Here is a 22,995-nt window from a genome sequence, read left to right as displayed (position 1 = left end):
TCCGCGCCGACGAAGAAGGCGTTGACGCCGATCAGCACGATCGCCAGGAACACTCCGACGGGATCGCTCATCGCGGACCCCCCGCCGCGCCGGTGTCGCCGTCACCCTGCAGCTCGTTGAGTTCCAGCAGGTCGATCCGGCGTCCCTCCATCCGGATGACCGTTGCCTGCCAGCGCAGCGAGGTGTCCAACAGGCCGTCGGCGTCCAGGGCCGGCAGCTTCACCGTTTCACCGGCCACCGGGATGTGGCCGAATTCGCGCAACGCCAGCCCGCCGATGGTCTCGTAGGGCCCTTCCGGCGCCCGGAACCCGGTGGCGGTGGCGACCTCGTCGATGCGCAGCAGTCCCGAGACGCGCCAGCCGGTGCCGGCCGCGACGACGTCCGGGGTGGCGTCGTCGTGTTCGTCGCGGACGTCGCCCACGATCTCTTCGATCAGGTCCTCGACGGTCACCATGCCCGCGGTGCCGCCGTATTCGTCGACCACCATCGCGGTCTGCAGGCTGTTCGCGCGGATCTCGGCCATGACGGCGTCGCCGTCCAGCGTCGAGGGCACCACCGGGACGGGCTGCGCCACGTTGGTCAGCGGCGTGCGCGCCCGGTCGGCCGCCGGGATGGCCAGCACCTGTTTGACGTGCACGATGCCGATGGTCTCGTCGAGATCGCCGTCGACGATCGGGAACCGGGAGAACCCGGACTCGGCGGCCGCGGCCACCAGGTCGGCGACGGTGTCGTCGGTCTGCAGCGCGACGATCTTGGATCGGGGCGTCATCAGCTCCTCGGCGGTCAGGGCGCCGAACTGCAGCGAGCGCCGCACCAGTGACGCGGTCGCGGGATCCAGCGAGCCGCTGCGCGCCGAGGAGCGCACCAGGGACAGCAGTTCCTGCGGCGACCGGGCCGACCGCAGCTCTTCGGCCGGCTCGATGCCCAGCTGGCGCACGATCCAGTTCGCCGCGCCGTTGGTGAGCCGGATCGCCGGGGTGAACAGCAGCGAGAACAGCAGCTGAACGCCCACCACGGCGCGCGCGGTGGACAGTGGCCGGGCCACGGCAAGGTATTTGGGAACCAGCTCGCCGAACACCATCGACACCGAGGTGACGATGACCAACGCCACGAACGCCATGATCGCGTCGGCCACCTTGTCGGGAATGCCCATCGCGTCGAACCACGGGTGCGGCAGGTCGGCCAGCATCGGATCGGTCAGGTAACCGGCCGCCAGTGTGGTTGCGGAGATGCCCAATTGGGCGCCGGACAGCTGGAACGACAACTTGTGGTGGGCGCGCCGGATCGCGCGGTCGCGCCGGCCGCCGCGCCGCGCGTTGGCCTCCACGGCGCTGCGGTCCAGCGTGGTCAGCGAGAACTCGGCCGCCACGAATACCGCGTTACCGAAGATGAGCACCGCGATGGCAATGATGCTGATCACGGCGACGCTGACGTTCATCGAGCACGCCGCCCGCGGGCCGATTGTGTTGGCGGGATGGCCGGGGAAGGCTCCGCATCGGGCGGCTCGTCGGACGGCTGCCGCGCCCGGAAGCCCATGGGCTGCACGGGTGCCTGCGGCACGTCAATCCCTTCGCTGCCTGAAACCGGTGCGGACGCGGTCGCTTCCGTCTTTGCTGATTTATCGTAGCCCGGTCCGCCCCCCGTTCGGTCAACGACCGTTTTCACTGGGAGGCCGGGCCCGCCCGGGACCCAAGTATGGGTTGCCTAACCTTACTCGATAGGCTGGCGGACTATGGCGTCCGAAGGCCCACCCGAAACCGAACCGGCCCAAGTCCTTCCGCGCGAGCGCTTCGACATCTCCGAGAAGGTGGCGCGCATCGGGCGGCCGCCGGCCCCCGCGCTCGAACCGCCCTTCGCGCTGCGTGTCGCGCGGCCCGAGGACGCGGGCATGGTGGCGGAGTGGATGAACCGCCCACACCTGGCCGCGGCCTGGGAGTACGACTGGCCGGCCCCGCGATGGGAGCGGCACCTCGGCGCGCAGCTGGACGGCACGTATTCGGTGCCACTGCTGGGCAGCGTCGATGGCCAAGATTGCGCCTACCTCGAATTATACTGGGGCGCAAAGGACTTGATCTCGCACCACTACGATGCCGATCCGTATGACCTGGGGCTGCACGCCGCCATCGCCGACCCGGGCCTGATGAACCGGGGCCTGGGCCCGATGCTGTTGCCGCAGATCGTCGGGAGCGTCTTCGCCATGGAGCCCCGCTGCCGGCGCGTCATGTTCGACCCCGATCACCGCAACACCACCGCGCGCCGACTCTGCGAATTCGCCGGCTGCGCGTTCCTCGGCGAACACGACACCAGGAATCGCCGCATGTCGCTCTACGCGTGGGAACGTCCGGCCGGCGCCTGACCCACCAAATTGCCTGCGCCGCCAAAGAATTGCGTGCGGCGGGGGTCACCAACCCAGCGGCAGTGGATGGCCTTCGGCGAAGCCCGCGGCCGACTGCACCCCCACGACGGCACGCTCGTAGAGGTCCGTCAGGTTGGCGGCGCCGACATAGGTGCACGTGCTGCGCACGCCCGAGGTGATGTGGTCGATCAAATCCTCGACGCCCCCGCGGTCGGGGTCCAGGCCCATGCGTGAGGTCGAAATGCCTTCCTCGAAGAGCGCTTTGCGGGCGCGGTCGAAGGCGGTGTCGGCGGCGCTGCGGGCGACCACCGCACGCTTGGACGCCATGCCGTAGCTCTCCTTGTAGGGCTGGTCCTCGCGGTCGCGCATCAGGTCGCCGGGCGACTCGTAGGTGCCGGCGAACCACGATCCGATCATCACGTTGGACGCGCCGGCCACCAGCGCCAGCGCCACGTCCCGGGGATGTCGAACGCCGCCGTCGGCCCACACGTGGCCACCCAATTGCCTTGCCGCGGAAGCACATTCGACGACGGCCGAGAATTGCGGGCGCCCCACAGCGGTCATCATCCGGGTGGTGCACATCGCCCCCGGCCCGACGCCGACCTTGACGATGTTCGCCCCGGCGCCCAGCAGATCGCGCGTGCCCTCCGCGGAGACGACGTTGCCGGCCACCAGCGGCACCCCGAGTTCGAGCGAGGACACCGTGCGGATCGCCTCGAGCGTCTTCACCTGATGCCCGTGTGCGGTGTCGATGACGAGCACGTCGACGCCCGCCTCGACCAGGGAGCGCGCCCTGGCGCCCACGTCGCCGTTGATGCCGACGGCCGCACCCACCCGCAGCCGCCCTTCACGGTCGAGCGCCGGGGTGTACAGGCCGGTGCGGACGGCCCCGGTGCGGGTGAGCACGCCGGCCAGCGTGCCGTCGACGTTCGTCACGACGGCAACCCCGATCGGGGCGTGCTCGAGCAGGTCGAAGATCTTGCGTGGTTCGGTCCCGACCGGGGCGGTGACGAAGTCGGTGATCGCGACATCCCGAACCCTGGCGAAGCGGTCCACGCCCAGGCAGCAGGATTCGCTCACCAAGCCCATCGGGCGGCCCTCGAAGACGACGACCGCGACCCCGTGTGCGCGCTTGTGGATCAGCGCGGTCGCATCGGACACCGAGTCGTCGGGGCCCAGCACGACCGGGGTGTCGAGAACCAGGTCGCGGCTCTTGACGAAGTCCACCGTCTGCTGCACCGCGGTGATCGGGATGTCCTGCGGCAGAATCACCAGGCCGCCCCGCCGGGCGACCGTCTCGGCCATCCGCCGCCCGGCCACCGCGGTCATGTTGGCGACCACCACCGGGATGGTGGTGCCCGAGCCGTCCTGGGTGGACAGGTCGACATCGAAGCGCGACGCGACCTCCGACCGGTTCGGCATCACGAAGACGTCGTTGTAGGTCAGGTCGTAACCGGGCCGATGCCCGTCCAGAAATCTCATCGCTGTCGCCGCGCCCCCTCGTGTCCCTCAAGTAGTACCCGGCTAGGCGGGCACTTCACTGCGGTCCCCGCTCCACAGCGTGTGGAAGCGCTTATCGGGGTCGTCGTCGATGCGGCCATAGGTGTGCGCGCCGAAGAAGTCGCGCAGCCCCTGGGTGAGCGCCGCGGGCAGCCGCTCGGTGCGCAGCGCGTCGTAGTAGGACAGCGCCGAGGAGAAGCCGGGGATCGGGATGCCCAGCTGCGTGGCGGTCACCACGACGCGGCGCCAGCCGTCGATCGCGGCCTCGATCGCGCTGCGGAAGTAGGGCGCGACGATCAGGCTAGGCAGATCGGGGTCCTCGTCGAACGCGTCTTTGATGCGGTTGAGGAACTTGGCCCGGATGATGCAGCCGCCGCGCCAGATGGTGGCCAGGTCGCCCGGCGTGATGCCCCAGTCGTATTCGGCGCTGCCGGCCTGAATCTGGTTGAAGCCCTGGGCATACGCGATGATCTTCGACGCGTAGAGGGCCTGGCGCACGTCCTCGACGAACTGCTGCGCGTCGGCGGGCTTGGCGCCCAGCTCGCCCGAGGCCAGCCCCGTGGTGGCCTTGCGCTGGGTCACCGAACCCGACAGCGCGCGGGCGAACACGGCCTCGGCGATCCCGGTTACCGGGACGCCGAGGTCCAGGGCCGACTTCACGGTCCAGCGGCCGGTGCCCTTCTGCTCGGCCTCGTCGAGGATGACGTCGACGAGCGGCTTGCCCGTCTTCGCGTCCTTCTGGCGCAGGACCTCGGCGGTGATCTCGACGAGGAAGCTGTCCAGGTCGCCCTTGTTCCACTCGTCGAACACGTCGGCGATCTGCTCGGCGGTCTTGCCCAGGCCGTCGCGCAGCAGCTGGTAGGCCTCGCCGATCAGCTGCATATCGGAGTACTCGATGCCGTTGTGCACCATTTTGACGAAATGGCCCGCGCCGTCGGGCCCGATGTGGGTGCAGCACGGGACCCCGTCGACGTGTGCGGAGATCTCCTCGAGCAGCGGGCCCAGCGACGTGTAGGACTCGGCGGGGCCGCCCGGCATGATCGACGGGCCGTTCAGCGCGCCCTCCTCGCCGCCGGAGATGCCGGCGCCGACGAAGTGCAGGCCCCGTTCGCGCATCGCCTTCTCGCGGCGAATGGTGTCGGTGTAGAGGGCGTTGCCGCCGTCGATGATGATGTCGCCTTCCTCCATGGCGTCGGCGAGCTCGTTGATGACGGCGTCGGTGGGGTCGCCGGCCTTGACCATGATCAGCACCCGCCGCGGCTTCTCCAGGGCGTCGAGAAACTCCGCGATGGTCTCCGACCGCACGAACTTGCCCTCGTCACCGTGCTCTTTGAGCAGCGCGTCGGTCTTCGCGATCGAGCGGTTGTGCAGCGCCACCGTGTAGCCGTGCCGGGCGAAATTGCGCGCGATGTTCGAGCCCATCACCGCCAGGCCGGTGACGCCGATCTGCGCGGTAGCGGTGGTTGATTCCGACGAACCCATGTCTTCGCCTCTCGAGTCGGAGAACTGTGCCCAAAAGCTTTCCGTCACACTGTGGCACAGGGGACCGGCGTCCGCCCGGGGTGCTGGCCGTCGAACGCGTCAGAGGTTGATCAGGCGCCGCAGCTCGGTGAGCCACGGCACGGCCAACGCGACGGTGGGCACGACGAACACGGCGACCGCGGCCAGGTATGCGGCCGCCGCCAGCGCCAGGCTGTTGCCGCCCCCGCACAGCCGGCGGACGCGGACCACGGTGCTGGGTCCGCCGGCGGCCAGTGCGCCGGACGGCGCCCGCCCGGACGCGCAGGCGACCAGCGCGCGAGCCAGGGGAGTGCGGCCCGCCGCGCGCACGGCGGCGTCGTCGGCGAGCAGCTCGACGAGCAGCTGCACCGCCCCGAGCGCGTTCGCGCTGCGCACCAGCCGCGGGAACGCGGCGTGCACTGCGGTGAAGGCCTCCAGGACGAGGTCGTGGCGGGCCCGCAGGTGGGCCCGCTCGTGGGTGAGGATCGCCGCGACCTCGGCGTCGGCGAGCGTGCTCAGCGCCCCCTCGCTGACCACCACCCTGCTGCGGACGCCCGGCAGGCAGTAGGCGAGCGGCTGCGGCACGTCCAGCACACGAAGGTCCCGCGTGTGGGCGCAGGGCTGGGGAAGCGCGCCGCCGTGGCCCAGGCCGACCAGATCGACGACCATGCGGTGATGGGCGCGCCGTCGCCGGTTGGCGATTGCCACCCGGACGACGGCCACCATCAATCGGGCGCCGACCAGCACGGTCAGGGCGAAGACGCCGATGTACGCGGCCCACAGCGGCCAGCCGAGGCGGCCGGCGGCGCCGAGGATGCTGGCGGTGGGCCGCCCGTCGGGACCGGGCATGAGCAGCCGAGTGGCGATCGCGATGCCGGCGCTGAACGCCGAGAGGACCGCGGCGAGCGCGATGGCCTGCCACAACACCATCGCGGCGCGGGGAGCGCGCAGCGGCCAGCTCGCGCGTGCCAACAAGGCCGGCACCGGACCGACCAGCAGCACCGCGAGGATGGTGAAGGCCAGCGCGGACACGCTGTCAGTCTCCCTCAGTCCTCCGGCGACGCGCCAGCGGTTGGCGCGTTGTTGCGTTGATTAGCTTCCAGTTCGGCGAGCGCCCGCCGGAGCGCAGCTGCCTCATCGGCGCCGACCCGCTCGACGAAATGGACGAGCGCGGCCTGCCTGCCGCTGGGGTCCTCGGCCTGGGCCAGCGCGTCGACCATCAGCCCGGCGACCAGTTCGTCGCGGCCGTGCACGGGAGCGTATCGGTGCGCGCGGTCGTCGCGAATCTGCGAGACCAGGTTCTTCTTGGCCAGCCGCTGCAGGACGGTCATGATCGTCGTGTAGGCGAGGTCGCGTCGCGCGGACAACGCCTCGTGGACCTGGCGGACCGTTTGAGGTTCCGGCGTGGACCACAAGTGATCCATCACGGCGCGTTCCAGATCCCCGAGCCGGGTCAGTTTCGCCATAGTGCGTTCTCTCCTGACGTCGACAACATCTTACTCCGCTTACTACCGACCGTCGTACCGCAGCTGCTCACCGCGCCGCCGGATAGGCGCTTGCGAAATTAGGGCAGCCTTGCCTATGCTAACCCAGTCGAGCGAACAACGACCGCGGCAGAGTCCTGAGGGCTGCAGTGACCCCCGGTCTACTCGATCGGCGAGCCCCGTGCCCCCGCGGCACGGGGCTCAGCCGTTTCCGGGGCGGCAACCCCGCCACCAGCGCCGTCGCCCGACCCATGGTGTAGACACAGAACGTGCCTCAGCCGCCGAGCATGCCGCCGGATTTCACCGCCCCCTTCGATCAGGAGATCGGACTGCAGTTCACCGAACTGAGCCCCGACGGCGCCCGCGCGCAACTCGAGGTCACGCCCAAACTGCTGCAACCGATGGGCCTCGTGCACGGCGGGGTGTACTGCTCGATCATCGAGAGCATGGCCAGCGTGGCCGCCTACACCTGGCTTGCGACCCGCGGCGGCGGCAACGTCGTAGGGGTCAACAACAACACCGACTTCCTGCGTTCCATCGGTTCGGGCATGGTGTACGGCGTCGCCGAACCGATCCATCGCGGCCGGCGCCAGCAGCTGTGGCTGGTCACGATCACCGACGGCGACGGCAAGGTGGTCGCCCGCGGCCAGGTGCGGCTGCAGAACCTGTAGATCCGCGCGACGGCGTATTGCTGTGTTGCGCAACGACTTTCGCGGAGGCCGGCCGGATCCGCGATTCGGGCCCTGCTGCGATTGGCCCGTTAGCTCGCTCGCTTGGCGGTCGCCGGCCGCTTGGCTTCGGCGGCGAGCACCGCCAGCTGTTCGAGGCGGGTTCGGGCGAAGGCCTGCTGCTCGGTGATCGTCAGCTGGCCACGCCGGGTGCTCAGGAAGGTCACCGTCCACGACAGCAGCGTGCTGACCTTGGTCTTGAACCCGACCAGGTAGACGAGGTGCAGCACCAGCCACATCAGCCAGGCGATGAAGCCGCTGAACTCCAGCGGGCCCACCTTGGCCACCGCGGAGAACCGCGAAACCGTTGCCATGGAGCCTTTGTCGAAATACTGGAACGGCTCGCGCTCGGCGGGGTCGGCCCCGCCGAGTTCGGCCTTGATCGTGCCGGCGACGTACTTGGCGCCCTGGATCGCGCCCTGCGCCACCCCGGGTACGCCCTCGACGGCGGCCATGTCGCCGATCACGAACACGTTCGGGTGGCCGGGAACCGACAAGTCGGGCAGCACCTTGACGCGGCCCGCCCGGTCCAGTTCCACCGACGACTGGTCGGCGAGGTCTCGGCCCAGCCCGCTGGCCTGCACGCCCGCAGACCACACCTTGCACGCGGACTCGATGCGCCGGATGGTGCCGTCGGAATCCTTGACGGTGATGCCGTTGCGGTCGACGTCGGTGACCATCGCCCCCAGTTGGATCTCCACGCCCATCTTCTCCAGCCGGGCCCGCGCCCGCGTCCCCAGCTTGTCGCCGAACGGCGGCAGCACGGCGGGGGCGGCGTCGAGCAGGATCACCCGCGCCTTGGTGGAGTCGATGCCACGGAACGAGCCCTTCAGCGTGTGGGCCGCCAATTCCGCGATCTGGCCTGCCATTTCGACGCCGGTGGGGCCGGCGCCGATGACGGTGAACGTCAGCAGCTTGGCCCGTCGCTCCGGATCGCGCGACCGTTCGGCTTGCTCGAAGGCGCTCAGGATCCGACCGCGCACCTCCAGTGCGTCGTCGATCGACTTCATGCCGGGTGCGAACTCGGCGAAGTGGTCGTTGCCGAAGTAGGACTGCCCCGCGCCGGCGGCGATAATCAAGCTGTCGTAAGGGGTTTCGTAGGTGTGACCGAGCAAATCGGACACCACGAACTTCCCATCGAGATCGATGTGCGTGACGTCACCGAGCAGGACCTGGACGTTGCGCTGCCTGCGCAGCACGACACGGGTGGGCGGGGCGATGTCGCCCTCGGACACGATGCCCGTGGCCACCTGATACAGCAACGGTTGGAAGAGGTGATGGGTCGTGCGCGCGATCAATTTGATGTCGACGTTGGCGTGCTTCAGTTTCTTTGCCGCGTTGAGTCCACCGAATCCCGAACCGATGATGACGACCTGGTGGCGCCGTTCGGTTCCAGCTGTGGTTTCGGGTGGGGGGCTCATGTTTCCGCTGCTCCTGACGGGGGCTTTTGGACACGCGACTGCAGTTAGCCACAACGCTAGCCAGGCGGGTACCCGGAAACCTAGTTGATACGCATGTGTTGTTTGCAACACTAACGGTGTTGGGGGCGAAAACCCTGGTGGGCGCCGGCCACTGTGGCGCAACTATCAGGGTCGCCGGCCCGCTGGCACGAGGCCGCCGTTATTGGCTCGAGCCTCCGCCCACGCAGTGGTCGTGGCCCGCCTGGATCGTTCCGCCGGGGGCGCGTGAGAGCGCCTGTGCCTCCGCCTCTTCGGGCGTCGGGCCCCAGCCCCCGAAGTATTTGGTCTTCGACGCGTTCATCACCAGCGCCACGCACCCACCCTGCCCACTGGCCAGCAGGCGGCAGTCGCTGATCGTCTTGCGGCAGGTCTCCATAACCGCCTTCTCGGCCGCACCCACGCTCGAGGCGCCGTCGGCGATGTCGATGTGGCCGGTGGAGTCCGATATCGCCATCGCGATCCCGTCGCCGCCGGCATGCGCGAGCGGGGGTGCGACAAACGCCACGCCGGCCACCATCAACGCCAGGGCTGCTGTCTTCATTGCCTTCCCGGCCTCTTCTTCCGCGCTGCGCCCGGGTGGCGCAGGTAAACGCTGCTACACGGAAGTATTACCGCCGCGGGGCCAAACCGCGACCCCACGGCCCGCGGCGTCGGCTGCTACAGGCCGACAACCGGGCGCAGCGCCTCACCTACGGAGCTGATCACGCCGGGGGCGTAGAAGGGCAGGTTGATGATGACGCCGTCGATGCCGGCGTCCACCACCTTGGTTTTGATCTGCTCGGCGACCGACTCGGGGCCGCCGACCACCATGCGCTGGGTCATCTCGGCCGGAATCTGGTCCGGCTTGGTGTTCTCGTCGACCAGCACCGTGGTCAGCGTGCTGGTTTCCAGCGTCGCCGGGTCGCGGCCGATCTCTTCGCAGCGCCGCCGCACGACGTCCAATTTGCCCGGCAGTTCGTCGAATCCGGCGATGACGTTGAGGTGATCGAAGTGGCGCGCGGCGAGGGGGATCGTCTTCTTCTCACCGCTGCCCCCGATCATCAGCGGAATGTGGTCGCGGAAGCGGGGATTCGCCATCGCCTCGCGCACCTGGTACCACTTGCCCGAGAAGGTCGGCCGCTCGCCCTTGATCATCGGCAGGATGATCTGCAGCGCCTCCTCGAGCCGGTTGAATCGGTCGGTGAAAGTGCCGAATTCGAAACCCAGTTGGTCATGCTCGAGTTCGAACCAGCCGGTTCCGATGCCGAGGATGGCGCGGCCCTGGCTCACCACGTCGAGGGTGGTGATGGTCTTGGCCAGCAGCGCGGGATTGCGGTAGGTGTTGCCGGTCACCAAGGTGCCCAACTGGACTCGCTCGGTGGCGGTGGCCAGCGCGCCCAGGGCGGTGTAGGCCTCCAGCATCGGTTGGTCGGGGTCGCCCAACATGGGCAGTTGGTAGAAGTGGTCCATCACGAAGACCGAGTCGAAGCCGGCGGATTCGGCCTCGCGGGCCTGAGCGATGACAGTGGGGAAGAGCTTGTCCACCCCGGTGCCGTAGGAGAAGTTGGGAATCTGCAGACCGAGTCGAATAGCCACGCGGTCTACCGTAGTGCCGCTCCACGCGCGACGAAACGGCTCGCGCCGCGATTACGCCCTCAGCCGAATTGGGCGAGCGCGCCGTGGCTGACGTGCAGCGTCTGGCCGGTGATGTGGCGGGCCGCCGGGGTGGTCAGGAACAGGGCCAGCCGGGCCACCTCGCCGGCGACCGACGGGGGCGTGCGCGACAGGCCGTCGTAGCCGGGCTGCGCGCTGCGCCCGCTGGCGACGGCGTTGACCGTGATGCCGCGGGTGCCGAAGATGCCCGCCTGTCCGGCGACCCAATTCGACAGGGTCGCCTTGATCGCGGCGTCGACGCTTCCGGCGGGCGGGTTCTCCGGCACCACGCTGATGATGGAGCCACCCGAGCGCAAGTGATCGCCCACGGTCTGCACCGTCAGCACGGCCGATAGCACCGTGGCGTCCAGGGCATTCCGCCAGGCGTTGGCCGTGTCGGCGATCGAGTACGCGCGGGGGTCGCCGGCCTCCCAGGTGGGAGCCGGCACGTTGACGATGGTGTCCAGATGGTGGGGGAACAGGGGACGGGCCTCGGTCAGGCTCGCCGGGTCGGTGGTGTCGCAGACGATCGCGTCGACGTCGAGTTCCTTGGCGGCGATCTCGAGGTCGCTGCGCCGTGCGCCCACGAGGGTCACCTTGTGACCGTCATCGCGGAAGCCTTCGGCCACTGTGCGTCCAAGTTCGGTGTCTCCACCGGTGACCAGCACTTCCACTGCCATGACCTCCTCGTGTTCAACGTTGAACCCAGATCCTGCTGCGGATCGAATGACGGACCGGCCTGGGATCTCAGCACGTTATGGCATCAGTATGCGTCCATGTTACTGGACAGTAGCTAGTCGGCGAAATTGTTCGCGCCGCGACGCGCGGATCATTTCCGTAACTATTCGACCCACACTTTTTTGCGCCGTTAGGCCTGCAATAGCTCCGCATCGTCGGCGGGTTAGGGTGCATCCATGCCTCGGATCGGACTCCTGGCCGGTTTCGTCTCGACGATGCTGATGGCGGCCCTGATCGGGTGCGGATCGAAACCGGCGGCGCCCGGGACGCTGGTGGTGTTCGCCGCCGCCTCGCTGAAGCCCGCGTTCACCCAGATCGGAGCGCTGTTCAAGGCCCAGAACGCCGGCAGCAACGTCGACTTCGAATTCGCGGGATCGTCGGAACTGGCCACCCAGTTGACGCAGGGCGCCGCCGCCGATGTCTTCGCGTCGGCGGACACCGCGCAGATGGACACGGTCGCCAAGGCCGGCTTGGTCGCCGGCGACCCGACGAACTTCGCCTCGAACACGCTGGTGATCGTCACCGCGCCGGGCAACCCGAGGCAGGTCGGGTCGTTCGCCGACCTCGCGAGGCCGGGGGTGGCCGTGGTCGTCTGCCAGAAGCCGGTGCCCTGCGGGTCGGCGACCCGGCGCGTCGAGGACAGCACCGGCGTCCACCTCAACCCGGTGAGCGAGGAACCGAGCGTGACGGACGTCCTCAACAAGGTCACCACGGGGCAGGCGGACGCCGGGCTCGTCTATGTCACCGACGCCCACAGCGCCGGGAACAAGGTGACGACCGTCAGCTTCCCGGAGGCCGCCGGCGCGGTGAACGTCTATCCGATCGCGGTGATGAACAAGGCGCCGCAAGCGTCGCTGGCGAAGCGGTTCGTGGCCATGGTGACCGGTGACGTCGGCCAAAACATCCTGGCCCAGGCGGGGTTCGCCAAGCCCTGATCAGCGCGGCGGTCCGAAACCCGTTCGGGCCTGGTCGATTTGGCCATAGGCGTAGGTCACCATCTCGGCGGTGGTCATCGTCTCACCCTTGCGGGCGAGCGATTCGTAGGTTTGGTCACCGAGGACCTCGCGAAGGTCGGCGATCATTTCTGCGAGTTCGGGCAAGGTCGTTGCTGCCATCGGGCTGACCGCCGCCAAACCGGCGATGGTGGCAGCCGGTTCGTAGTGTCCTAGCCGGTTGAGGAACACGGCGAGGACGGCGAGCGCGTTGTACATCATGCCGATGTTGCCCGACTCGTGGTTGTTGCGGATGGCCGAGGCGAGGTGATCCACCGCCGCCCCGGGGTCCCCTTGCTCGGCCATGAGTCCGGCGGCCCAGTACGGGAATTGGGTCTCGTAGAACCGGTTGCCGCTATCCCGCGCGACGAGCAGACTGCGGCGCAGCGCCGCGAGGGCGCGATCCGGATCGGTCGCACGGACCGCGTACCCATACACGAAGAGTGCGTAGGCGAGCACCCATGGATTCCCGGTGGCCTCGGCGGCATCGATGAGGCCCTCGCCCGTTGCCAACGCCCCGTCAGACGAACCGCAGACGGCCAGAGCGAACACCAGGTTTGCCCTGGCGAAAGTGTTGGCGTCCCCACCGCGCCCCACCTGGGCCCGGCATAGCTCGAGATACCGTTCGGGCTGCCCGACGAACAAATACGCGCTGCCGAGAAAGGCCTCCCCGAACGACGACACCTTGTCGCTGGCGGCGGCGATGACCGTCTCACCGATTTCGCTGTAGCGCACGGCCTCTTGGTACCGGCCGACCAGAACGGCCAGCGATGCCCCCACGCACACGGCTGCCAGCCGTGGGTGGTCGACGGCACGAAGGGGTTCGACCATTTCTTCGGCCCAGGCGATGGGTTCGTAGTTCTCGAGAAACGGACCAAGCAAGCCCGCGTATGCGGCGATGGCCGCACCCGCATCCAGGTCGCCGTGTTCGGTCGACCAGCGAAAGGCGGTGCGCAAGTTGGCCAACTCGACCGTGAGCCAGTCGTATGCCTCACGCTGGCGCGGGCCGTCCCACAGCGCCATGACGTCGGCCTCGCGCCCGGCGAAATGGCGGGCATGCGCGGCGCGGATCTCTCCCGCAGCGCCGGAGGCGATGAGCTGTTCCTCGGCGAATTGGCGGATCGTCTCGAGCATCGAAAACCGGGTGCGCCCCGAAGACCGGTCGACGACCAGCAGCGACTTGCGCACCAAGGCATCGAGCAGGTCCAGAATCACGTACTCATCCTCGGCGCCCATTACGGCGCAGGCACTTTCGAGGTCGAATCCGCCCGCGAACACCGAACAGCGTGCCAGCACTGCCTTTTCGTCGTCGTCGAGAAGGTCGTAGGACCAGGCCACGGCGTGGCGCAGCGTGTGGTGGCGCTCCAGGCCGCGCCGCGCACCGACCAGCAGCCTGAAGCGGTGGTCGAGGCGGTCACGCACTTCACTGGCGGTCATTGACGCCATCCGCGACGCGGCCAGCTCGATGGCTAGGGGAATCCCGTCCAGCCGCTGACAGATTTCGGTGACGGCGGCGGCATCACGGCCGTCGACCATCGAGAAGCCCGCCGAAATGCCTTGGGCGCGTTCGGTAAACAGGGTAACAGCCGCGGAGTGGACGCCCGCCACGTCCAGGGAACGGACGGGCCGCACCTGCTCGTCGGGAATTCCCAGTCCTTCGCGGCTGGTGGCAAGGATCTTCACGGAGGCCGATCGTGCGAGGATGGCTTCGATCAGCTGGGCGGCGGCGTCGAGCACGTGCTCGCAGTTGTCGAGCACCAACAGCCTTACCCGGCCCTCCAATGCGGCAGCGACCGACTCGCCGACGGTCTGGCCCGGCTGCTGGGTGATGCCCAACACCGCCGCGACCGCGTCGGGAACCGCCGCCGGGTCGGTCACCGCGGCCAACTCGAAAAGCCACGCCCCGTCCGGGAATTCATCAGCCAACCGCGTGGCCACCTCTAACGCGAGGCGGGTCTTGCCGACCCCACCCACTCCGGTCAGCGTCACCAAACGATGCGTCTTGACCGCCGCTTCGATGTCGGCAACGGCGGCCTCGCGGCCGATCAAGCTCGTGTGGGCGGGCCGCAGGTTGCCCGGACTCGTGTCCAGCGCCCGCAGCGGCGGAAAGTCGGCCCGCAGGCCGGCGGCTCGGACCTGAAACACGCCGACCGGCATGGGGACGTCCCGCAACCGACGGGGTCCCAGGTCGACCAGATCCACGCCGCTCAGCAAGCCTGCCGTCGACGCGGCCACCAGGATCTGACCGCCGTGCCCGGCGGCCATCACGCGCGCCGCACGATTGAGCACCGTGCCGAAGTAGTCGCCGTCGCGCAGCTCGGCCTCGCCGGTCGCCAGCCCCATCCGCACCGGCAACTCGAGTGAGCGCTGTGCGGCCACGGCGGCATCGACCGCCGCGCGCGGCGAGGCGAACGCCGCGCACACGCCGTCACCGGTGTGCTTGAACAACCAGCCCCCGTGCGCCTCGATCGCGGTGCGCAACGCGTCGTCATGGGCCGCGAGGGCCACCCGCATCCCGTCCGCGTCGGCCTCCCACCGACGCGTCGAGCCCTCGACGTCGGTGAACAGAAACGTCACCACCCCCGAAGGAGCGGCCGCCGGCCGAGCGGACACCCCAGCAGAATCTCACAACGCACCTGCTTCTACCTCGCACATCGGCGGAAACCTCGGCTCTCGGGCGCTAGGTTGGGGCGGTGTTCATCGCCCGATCATGGTTGGGGTCCAAGCATTAGCGAGCGTCGCGCCGATCTACCGCGGTGGGTGTACGTTCCCGCCGCCGCGGGGACCGGGTTCGTGGTGCTGCCGCTACTCGCCATCGCGATCAAGGTCGACTGGCCCAACTTCTGGTCACTGATCGCCAGCGCGTCGTCGCGAACCGCCCTGCTGCTCAGCCTCAAGACCGCCGCGGCCAGCACCGTGCTCTGCGTGCTGTTTGGCGTCCCGATGGCCCTGGTGCTGGCCCGCAGCACCGCGCGACCGGTGCGGCTGCTGCGACCATTTATCCTGCTGCCCTTGGTGTTGCCGCCGGTCGTCGGGGGGATCGCGCTGCTGTACGCGTTCGGCCGGCTCGGGCTGCTCGGCAAGTACCTCGAGGCCGCCGGTGTCAGCATCGCGTTCAGCACCACCGCGGTGGTGTTGGCGCAGACCTTCGTGTCGCTGCCGTTCCTGGTGATCTCCCTGGAGGGCGCCGCGCGCACCGCCGGCGCCGACTTCGAGGTGGTGGCGGCGACCCTGGGGGCGCGGCCCAGCACCGTCTGGTGGCGAATCACCCTGCCGCTGCTACTGCCGGGCCTGGCGTCGGGCGCGGTGCTGGCGTTCGCCCGCTCGCTGGGGGAGTTCGGCGCCACGCTGACGTTCGCCGGGTCCCGCCAAGGGGTCACCCGCACGCTGCCGCTGGAGATCTATTTGCAGCGGGTCACCGACGCCGACGCCGCGGTCGCGCTGTCGATCCTCTTGGTCGCGGTGGCGGCGCTGGTGGTGCTGGGGCTCGGCGCCCGCCGGCTGACCGGAGACGAAACGAGATAGCCGGGGCCATGAGCGAACTGCAGCTGCGCGCCGACGTCGCGGACCGCCGACTGGACGTGGAGTTCACCGTGTCGGCCGGCGAAGTCCTTGCGGTCCTGGGGCCCAACGGCGCGGGCAAATCCACCGCGCTGCATGTGATCGCCGGGCTGGTTCGCCCGGACCACGGGGTGGTGCGGCTGGGCGACCGGGTGCTGACCGACACCGCGGCCGGGGTCAACGTGGCAACCCATGACCGCCGCGTCGGCCTGCTCATGCAGGACCCGTTGTTGTTCCCGCACATGAGCGTCGCCGCCAACGTGGCCTTCGGGACGCGCAGCCGGGGCGGGGGGCTGCGAACACGACGAGCCGCGGGGAGGGCGGCGGCCCTGCGCTGGCTGCGCGAGGTGGACGCCGAGCGGTTCGCCGACCGCAAGGCGCGGCAGCTGTCCGGCGGGCAAGCCCAGCGCGTGGCGGTGGCGCGGGCGCTGGCCGCCGAGCCCGACGTGCTGCTGCTGGACGAGCCGCTGAACGGTCTTGACGTCGCGGCGGCCGCGAGCATTCGCGCGGTACTGAGGCGCGTGGTCGCCCGCACCGGCTGCGCGGTGGTCCTGATTACGCACGACCTGCTCGACGTGTTCACGCTGGCCGACCGGGTGCTGGTGCTCGAGTCCGGCAAGATCGCCGAGATCGGTCCCGTTTCCGACGTGCTCACCGCGCCGCGCAGTCACTTCGGGGCGCGGATCGCGGGCGTCAACCTGGTCAACGGGACGGCCGCCGCGGACGCCGCACTGGACGCGCGCTCCGGCGTGCGCTGGCATGCGGCGCCGGGGGGTGAGGGGCTCGCCGCGGGCCAGAATGCGATTGCGGTGTTCCCGCCCACGGCGGTGGCGATCTATCGGGACCGACCGCACGGCAGCCCGCGCAACACGGTCGAGGTGACGGTGGCGGAGCTGGACATCCGCGGGGCGGCGGTGCTGGTGCGCGGCGAGCAGCAACCCGACGGTGCGCCCGGCCTGGCCGCGGAGATCACGGTCGACGCCGCATCGGAGCTGCGGCTGGCGCCCGGGGAAAGGGTGTGGTTCTCGGTCAAAGCGCACGAGGTCGAGTTGTATCCGGCGGCGCACTGAGGGTGCAATCGGGCGCCCGGTCGCGCATCGGCAACATCGGAAAAACGACGCTGCAATTGTCCGCAAGGCTCCTTGCGTCACAGCGGTAACACGGTAGGTTCGTCGCCATGGAGCAGGTGGATCCCAACTCGACACGTCGCAAAGGCCTGTGGGCGACGCTGGCGATAGCCACAGTGACCAGTGCCAGCGCCGTCACGATCGCATTGCCGGGGGCCGCGAACGCCGATCCGGAGGTTCCGACTCCGGTCCCGCCGACGACAACGACGGCGCCTCCTGCAGCCGGCCCCGCGGCTCCCGCGACCACACCGCCGCCGGCCGCCCCGGCGCCCGGCGCGTCCCCGGCACCGGTCGACCCGAACGCGCCGCCGCCGCCGCCCGTCGACCCGAACGCACCGCCGCCGCCCCCCGTCGACCCGAACGCCGGGCGGGTCGCCAACGCCGTGGGCGGTTTCAGCTACGTCCTTCCGCCCGGCTGGGTGGAATCGGACGCTTCCCACCTCGACTACGGCTCGGCGCTGTTGAGCAAGACGACGGGGCCGCCGCCGCTGCCCGACCAGCCGCCACCGGTCGCCAATGACACCCGCATCGTGATGGGCCGCCTGGACCAGAAGCTTTACGCCAGTGCGGAAGCCAACAACGCCAAGGCCGCCGTGCGGCTCGGCTCGGACATGGGTGAGTTCTTCCTGCCGTATCCGGGCACCCGGATCAACCAGGAAGCCACCACGCTCACCGGCGCCAACGGCATCACGGGCAGCGCGTCGTACTACGAGGTCAAGTTCAGCGACGCCTCCAAGCCCAACGGCCAGATCTGGACGGGCGTGGTCGGGCTGCCCGCGACGAACGCGGGCGGACCGCCGCAACGCTGGTTCGTGGTCTGGCTCGGCACGGCCAACGACCCGGTGGACAAGGGTGCGGCCAAGGCGCTGGCCGAGTCGATCCAGCCCTGGGCGGGCCCGCCCGCGCCGGCCGCTGGAGCCCCGGCGGCTCCGGGCGCACAGCCGGCACCGGCGGCACCTCCGCCCGGAGGCCAACCTGCGCCCGCCGCCCCGGCGGCCCCGGGAGCGCCATCGCCGGCTCCCGCTCCGGCTCCGGCCGGGGAGGTAAGCCCCACCCCGGCGCCGGCACCACAGCGGACGCAGTCCACCTGACACCCTGATCGGGGCGCCGGGATGATGGGCGAACCGTCGCCGAATCCGGACCTTTTTCGTTACGCGGAGCGGGTATACCGAAGTGACGGCCCAGCAATTCGCTGGGCTTTGCCAGCGAATGCAAGGAGACCCGCATGGACGTCATGGCAGCTACCGAATATCTGGCCCGCTCAACCACGTTCACGAGCGTCGGCATCATCGGATACATCATCATCGGCGGTCTGGCCGGCGCGCTCGCCAGCAAGATCATCCGGGGCAGCGGCGCCGGGATCCTGATGGACATCGTGATCGGAATCATCGGCGCGTTGATCGGCGGCTTCATTTTGAGCTTCTTCGTCAACACCGCGGGCGGGGGCCTGATCTTCACCTTCTTCACCGCGCTGCTAGGGTCGCTGATCCTGCTCTGGATCGTCGGGATGGTGCGCAGGACGTAGACCCCAGTCAACCCGTTGCGGCCGTGGCGGTTGGCGGCATGATTGACGGATGATTGCACCGCTGTCCACCGCGGCCATGCGCGCATGGCGGGTGCGTCAACCCGGCCCCATGGACACCGCCCCGCTCGAGCAAGTCGCCTCGGAGGTGCCGCGCCCCGGGCCATCGGATTTGCTGGTCGCCGTCCGGGCCTGCGGCGTCTGCCGCACCGACCTGCACGTCACCGAGGGCGACCTGCCCGTGCATCGCGACCACGTGACGCCCGGCCACGAGGTGGTCGGGGAGGTCGTGGAAATGGGCGCGCAAGCGGGCGACGAGTTTCGGGTGGGAGACCGGGTCGGCATCGCCTGGCTACGCCACACCTGCGGGGTGTGCAAGTACTGCCGCCGCGGCGACGAGAACCTGTGCCCGCAGTCCCGCTACACCGGCTGGGACGCCGATGGTGGTTACGCCGAATTCGCCACGGTTCCCGCCGCTTTCGCGCATCCGCTGCCCGCCGGTTACAGCGACAGCGAGCTCGCGCCGCTGCTGTGCGCCGGCATCATCGGCTACCGCTCCCTGCTTCGTGCCGACCTGCCGCCAGGCGGACGGCTCGGGCTGTACGGCTTTGGCGGCAGTGCCCACATCACCGCGCAGGTCGCGTTGGCGCAGGGCGCCGAGGTGCACGTGATGACCCGCGGAGCCGAGGCGCGTGAGCTCGCCATGCAGCTCGGGGCGGCGTCGGCGCAGGGAGCGGCCGACCCGCCACCGGTGCCACTCGACGCGGCGATCCTGTTCGCGCCGGTCGGGGAGCTGGTGCTGCCCGCGCTGGAGGCCCTGGACCGCGGCGGCACCCTCGCGATCGCCGGCATCCACCTGTCCGACATCCCGGTCCTGAATTACCAGCGACACCTGTTTCAGGAGCGCCAGGTCCGCTCGGTCACGTCGAACACCCGGGCCGACGCGCGGGCGTTCCTCGACTTCGCGGGCGAGCATCACATCGAGGTGACCACACCGGAATACCCGCTGGACCAGGCGGATCGGGCGCTGGCCGACCTCAGCGCGGGCCGCATCGCCGGCGCGGCGGTGCTGCTGGTGTGAGCGCCCTCAGCTGGTCAGATGCCACACCAGGGCGGCGGCCAGCGCCCCAAGCCCGTTCAGCGACCAGTGCAACGCGATCGGCGCGATCAGGCTGCCACTGCGCCGGCGGAGCCAGCTGAAGACGAAGCCGGCCGCACCGGTGGCCAGCACCGCGCCGGTGACACCCGCCAGCATCCCCACGACGCCGCCGCCGAACAGCCGGGTGAAGCCGACGTTGCTGCTGGTCAGCCCCAGCGACGTCGCGACGTGCCACAGGCCGAACAGCAGCGAACCCGCCAACGCGACCCCGCGGAAGCCCCAGGCCCGGTGCAGCGCGCCGTGCAGCACGCCCCGAAATGCCAGCTCCTCCGGGATCACGGTTTGCAGCGGGATGATCACCATCGATGCGATCAGCGCGCCGGAGACCGTTGCGTAGCGGTGGTTGAGGAACATCGGCCGGGTCATCGGCAGCAGCACCCCGACAGCTATCACCGACGCCACGACCAGCACCGCGGCCACGGCATAGCCCAACCCCGATTTCCAGTGTTCGCGCCCCAGACCCAAATCGGCCCACTCCAGACCGTTGGCGCGCATCAGGAACACCAGGCCGACGGCGGCGGCGGGAACGACGCAGATGCCGGCCCAGGGGGTGGTGAAGTGGGCGACCAGGTTGGTCAGCACCAGCACGAGCACGACGACGGCGATGTCGAGGTGGATCCGGACCCTGTGCAGCGCCGACAGCTGCGCGAGCACCGGGTGGGTGTCAGCGATGGCGGGCGCCTCGGGCATTTGGCCAGTTTACCGGTGAGCCGCGGCGGCGTGACTCCAACGAGATGGCCGTCACGGTTGTGGTCGGCGCCCGGGGCGCGACCGTGACGGCAATCTCGGCGCGCATGTCCGCCTCGCTCCCATCACTGCTCGCTCGCCTCCCAGGTCCAGTTGGCGATCTGCGGGTCGTCCTCGCCGTGCTCCCGGGTGTAGATGCGCGCCGCGAGCCGGGCGTCGACCATGCGCTGGCGCAGCACCGCGGCCTTGCTGGCCAGCCCGTCCACCCGGTCGATGACGTCGATAACCAAGTGGAAGCGGTCCAGATCGTTGAGCATCACCATGTCGAACGGTGTCGTCGTGGTGCCCCGCTCCTTGAACCCACGCACGTGGATGCGCGGGTGGTTGGTGCGCCGGTAGGTGAGCCGGTGGATTAGCCACGGGTAGCCGTGGTAGGCGAAGATCACCGGCTTGTCGCGCGTGAACAGCGCGTCGAACTCCCGGTCCGGCAAGCCGTGCGGGTGCTCGGAATCCGGCTGCAGCCGCATCAGGTCGACGACGTTGACCACCCGGACCGCGAGCTCGGGCAGTTCGCGACGCAGGATGTCGGCCGCGGCCAGGGTTTCCAGCGTCGGGATGTCGCCGGCGCAGGCCAGCACGACGTCGGGTTCGGCGGTGGCGGTGCTCGCCCACGGCCAGATGCCCACGCCGCGCGCGCAGTGCGCGACGGCCTGGTCCATGTCCAGGTAGGCCAGCGCCGGCTGCTTGCCGGCGACGATGACGTTGATGTAGTCGCGGCTGCGCAGGCAGTGGTCGGTCACCGACAGCAGCGTGTTGCCGTCCGGCGGCAGGTACACCCGGGTCAGCTCGGCCCGCTTGTTGGCGACCAGGTCGATGAAGCCGGGGTCCTGGTGCGACGCGCCGTTGTGGTCCTGGCGCCAGACGTGCGAGGAGAGCAGGTAGTTCAGCGACGCGATCGGCCGCCGCCACGGCAGCTCCAGGCTGGTGGCAAGCCACTTCGCGTGCTGGTTCAGCATCGAGTCGACGATGTGGACGAACGCCTCGTAACAGTTGAACAGGCCGTGCCGGCCGGTCAGCAGGTAGCCCTCCAGCCAGCCCTGGCACAGGTGCTCGGAGAGCACCTCCATCACCCGGCCGTCGGGCGCGAGGTGCTCGTCGTCGGGCCCGATTTCCGAAAGCCACACCTTGTCGGTCGACCCGTAGACGGCGTCCAACCGGTTCGACGCGGTCTCGTCGGGACCCATCAGCCGGAACCGGTCGGAGTTGCGGGCGATCACGTCCCGCAGGAAGGTGCCGAGCACCCGGGTCGCCTCGTGCGTCGTGGCGGCGGGCCGCGGCACCGCGACCGCGTAGTCGCGGAAGTCCGGCAGGTCGAGGTCGTGCAGCAACAGTCCGCCGTTGGCGTGCGGGTTGGCGCTCATCCGGCGGTCACCGCTGGGCGCCAGCGCGCGCAGCTCGGCGCGCAGCCTGCCGTCGTCGTCGAATAGCTCCCCGGGCCGGTAGCTGCGCAGCCACTCCTCGAGCTGGGCGCGGTGCTGAGGGTTGTCGTGCGTCTCGGCCAGCGGGACCTGGTGCGCTCGCCAGGTGCCCTCGACCTTCTTGCCGTCCACCACCTTCGGGCCCGTCCAGCCCTTGGGGGTGCGCAGCACGATCATCGGCCACACGGGCCGCTCGGTCCCGTTGCCGGCGCGGGCCGCGCGCTGGATGGCCGCGATGTCGTCGAAGGCGTCGTCGAGGGCGGCGGCCAGCTGCTGATGGACGTTCGCCGGATCGTCACCGGCGACCGTGATGGGCCGGTAGCCGTAGCCACGTAGCAGCGCCTCGAGTTCGTCGTGCGGGATGCGCGCCAGCACCGTCGGGTTGGCGATCTTGTAGCCGTTGAGAGCCAGGATGGGCAACACCGCGCCGTCGGTGACCGGGTTGAGGAACTTGTTGGAATGCCAGCTGGCCGCCAGTGGCCCGGTTTCGGCCTCGCCGTCCCCGACCACGCAGGCCACGACCAGATCCGGGTTGTCGAAGGCCGCGCCGTAGGCATGCACCAGCGCGTAGCCGAGTTCACCGCCCTCGTGGATGGAGCCGGGCGTCTGGGCGGCGACATGGCTGGGGATGCCGCCGGGAAAAGAGAACTGCCGGAAGAGCTTTCGCAGCCCTTCGGCGTCCTGCTCGATGCCGGTGTACACCTCGCTGTAGGTGCCCTCGAGGTAGGCGTTGGCGACCAGCGCCGGGCCGCCGTGGCCGGGCCCGGTGACGTAGATGATGCTGGCGTCGCGGTCGCGGATGATCCGGTTGAGGTGCGCGTAGATCAGGTTCAGGCCCGGGGTGGTGCCCCAGTGCCCCAGCAGCCGCGGTTTGACGTGCTCGGGCGAGAGCGGTTCGGTCAGCAGGGGATTGTCCAGCAGGTAGATCTGCCCGACGGACACGTAATTGGCGGCGCGCCAATACGCGTTGATCAGGTCGAGTTCGTCGTCGGCAAGGGGAGCGGTTGTCTGGGTTTCTAGGCTCACTCAGCCGATTGTCCGCGCTTGCGGTGAACGGCGCCCGACGCGGTC

The 22,995-nt window shown here is 69.5% G+C and carries 20 protein-coding genes; 8 read left to right on the top strand and 12 right to left on the bottom strand.

The window, feature by feature from the left end:
• Nucleotides 1–67: 67 nt before the first annotated feature.
• Nucleotides 68–1,438 carry a hemolysin family protein gene (locus tag A5691_RS21295; protein ID WP_067760722.1) on the bottom strand — a complete coding sequence of 457 codons (1,371 nt, stop codon included), beginning with the start codon at nt 1,436–1,438 and terminating at the stop codon, nt 68–70.
• A 294-nt stretch (nt 1,439–1,732) separates the two neighbouring features.
• Here A5691_RS21295 and A5691_RS21290 point away from each other — a divergent pair, with 294 nt between their 5' ends.
• Nucleotides 1,733–2,356, top strand: coding sequence for a GNAT family N-acetyltransferase (locus A5691_RS21290; RefSeq protein ID WP_067760724.1), 624 nt, complete (start codon nt 1,733–1,735; stop codon nt 2,354–2,356).
• 45 nt (nt 2,357–2,401) lie between these two features.
• Here the strand turns inward: A5691_RS21290 and A5691_RS21285 are convergent, their stop codons facing one another.
• From A5691_RS21285 to A5691_RS21270, 4 genes are all read right to left on the bottom strand, one after another.
• On the bottom strand, nt 2,402–3,838 hold the full coding sequence (locus A5691_RS21285; protein WP_067760726.1) for a GuaB1 family IMP dehydrogenase-related protein: 1,437 nt from the start codon (nt 3,836–3,838) through the stop codon (nt 2,402–2,404).
• Nucleotides 3,839–3,880: 42 nt separating this feature from the next.
• Nucleotides 3,881–5,338 carry an NADP-dependent phosphogluconate dehydrogenase gene (gene gndA, locus A5691_RS21280; RefSeq protein WP_067760728.1) on the bottom strand — a complete coding sequence of 486 codons (1,458 nt, stop codon included), beginning with the start codon at nt 5,336–5,338 and terminating at the stop codon, nt 3,881–3,883.
• 99 nt (nt 5,339–5,437) lie between these two features.
• A complete protein-coding gene (locus A5691_RS21275; RefSeq protein ID WP_067760730.1) occupies nt 5,438–6,388 on the bottom strand; it encodes a M56 family metallopeptidase in 951 nt (316 codons plus the stop codon).
• A 14-nt stretch (nt 6,389–6,402) separates the two neighbouring features.
• Nucleotides 6,403–6,822, bottom strand: coding sequence for a BlaI/MecI/CopY family transcriptional regulator (locus A5691_RS21270; RefSeq protein ID WP_067760732.1), 420 nt, complete (start codon nt 6,820–6,822; stop codon nt 6,403–6,405).
• Nucleotides 6,823–7,127: 305 nt separating this feature from the next.
• Between A5691_RS21270 and A5691_RS21265 the strand changes: the two genes are divergently transcribed.
• Complete coding sequence (locus A5691_RS21265) at nt 7,128–7,511, top strand: PaaI family thioesterase (protein ID WP_067760734.1); 384 nt, start codon at nt 7,128–7,130, stop codon at nt 7,509–7,511.
• An 89-nt stretch (nt 7,512–7,600) separates the two neighbouring features.
• On the opposite strand, the gene A5691_RS21260 is transcribed toward A5691_RS21265, so the two are convergent.
• The 4 genes from A5691_RS21260 to A5691_RS21245 all read right to left on the bottom strand — a co-directional run bounded on the left by A5691_RS21260 (nt 7,601) and on the right by A5691_RS21245 (nt 11,340).
• Nucleotides 7,601–8,989, bottom strand: coding sequence for an NAD(P)/FAD-dependent oxidoreductase (locus A5691_RS21260; protein WP_067760736.1), 1,389 nt, complete (start codon nt 8,987–8,989; stop codon nt 7,601–7,603).
• A 199-nt stretch (nt 8,990–9,188) separates the two neighbouring features.
• Nucleotides 9,189–9,569 carry a DUF4189 domain-containing protein gene (locus A5691_RS21255; RefSeq protein ID WP_067760738.1) on the bottom strand — a complete coding sequence of 127 codons (381 nt, stop codon included), beginning with the start codon at nt 9,567–9,569 and terminating at the stop codon, nt 9,189–9,191.
• A 116-nt stretch (nt 9,570–9,685) separates the two neighbouring features.
• On the bottom strand, nt 9,686–10,603 hold the full coding sequence (locus A5691_RS21250; RefSeq protein ID WP_067760740.1) for an LLM class F420-dependent oxidoreductase: 918 nt from the start codon (nt 10,601–10,603) through the stop codon (nt 9,686–9,688).
• Between the two features lie 59 nt (nt 10,604–10,662).
• Complete coding sequence (locus A5691_RS21245; protein WP_068015765.1) at nt 10,663–11,340, bottom strand: SDR family oxidoreductase; 678 nt, start codon at nt 11,338–11,340, stop codon at nt 10,663–10,665.
• Nucleotides 11,341–11,574: 234 nt separating this feature from the next.
• On the opposite strand from A5691_RS21245, the gene modA reads away from it, so the two are divergent.
• Nucleotides 11,575–12,333, top strand: coding sequence for a molybdate ABC transporter substrate-binding protein (gene modA / locus A5691_RS21240; RefSeq protein ID WP_068015767.1), 759 nt, complete (start codon nt 11,575–11,577; stop codon nt 12,331–12,333).
• Here the strand turns inward: modA and A5691_RS21235 are convergent, their stop codons facing one another.
• The gene (locus A5691_RS21235; RefSeq protein WP_231980967.1) at nt 12,334–15,003 is read right to left on the bottom strand and encodes an adenylate/guanylate cyclase domain-containing protein; all 2,670 of its coding nucleotides are present in this window, start codon (nt 15,001–15,003) and stop codon (nt 12,334–12,336) included. It abuts the gene before it with no gap.
• Between the two features lie 114 nt (nt 15,004–15,117).
• Between A5691_RS21235 and A5691_RS21230 the strand changes: the two genes are divergently transcribed.
• From A5691_RS21230 to A5691_RS21210, 5 genes are all read left to right on the top strand, one after another.
• Nucleotides 15,118–15,915 (top strand): ABC transporter permease, encoded by a 798-nt coding sequence (locus tag A5691_RS21230; protein ID WP_197499222.1) that lies wholly within the window; start codon nt 15,118–15,120, stop codon nt 15,913–15,915.
• Between the two features lie 8 nt (nt 15,916–15,923).
• Nucleotides 15,924–17,021, top strand: a complete 1,098-nt coding sequence (locus tag A5691_RS21225) for a sulfate/molybdate ABC transporter ATP-binding protein (protein ID WP_067760752.1) — start codon at nt 15,924–15,926, stop codon at nt 17,019–17,021.
• Between the two features lie 107 nt (nt 17,022–17,128).
• On the top strand, nt 17,129–18,169 hold the full coding sequence (locus tag A5691_RS21220; protein ID WP_067760754.1) for an alanine and proline-rich secreted protein Apa: 1,041 nt from the start codon (nt 17,129–17,131) through the stop codon (nt 18,167–18,169).
• Nucleotides 18,170–18,303: 134 nt separating this feature from the next.
• Nucleotides 18,304–18,603: a GlsB/YeaQ/YmgE family stress response membrane protein gene (locus A5691_RS21215; protein ID WP_067760758.1), complete on the top strand. Its 300-nt coding sequence runs from the start codon at nt 18,304–18,306 to the stop codon at nt 18,601–18,603.
• 49 nt (nt 18,604–18,652) lie between these two features.
• Nucleotides 18,653–19,681, top strand: a complete 1,029-nt coding sequence (locus A5691_RS21210) for a zinc-binding alcohol dehydrogenase family protein (protein WP_067760760.1) — start codon at nt 18,653–18,655, stop codon at nt 19,679–19,681.
• Between the two features lie 6 nt (nt 19,682–19,687).
• On the opposite strand, the gene A5691_RS21205 is transcribed toward A5691_RS21210, so the two are convergent.
• Together A5691_RS21205 and A5691_RS21200 are read right to left on the bottom strand one after the other, a co-directional pair.
• Nucleotides 19,688–20,449, bottom strand: coding sequence for a CPBP family intramembrane glutamic endopeptidase (locus A5691_RS21205; RefSeq protein ID WP_067760762.1), 762 nt, complete (start codon nt 20,447–20,449; stop codon nt 19,688–19,690).
• 122 nt (nt 20,450–20,571) lie between these two features.
• Complete coding sequence (locus A5691_RS21200; protein WP_068015770.1) at nt 20,572–22,950, bottom strand: phosphoketolase; 2,379 nt, start codon at nt 22,948–22,950, stop codon at nt 20,572–20,574.
• Nucleotides 22,951–22,995 lie beyond the last annotated feature (45 nt).

This window comes from Mycobacterium sp. E183 (assembly GCF_001667735.1).
GTDB lineage: Bacteria > Actinomycetota > Actinomycetes > Mycobacteriales > Mycobacteriaceae > Mycobacterium.
This window is presented reverse-complemented; position numbering and strand designations above follow the sequence as displayed.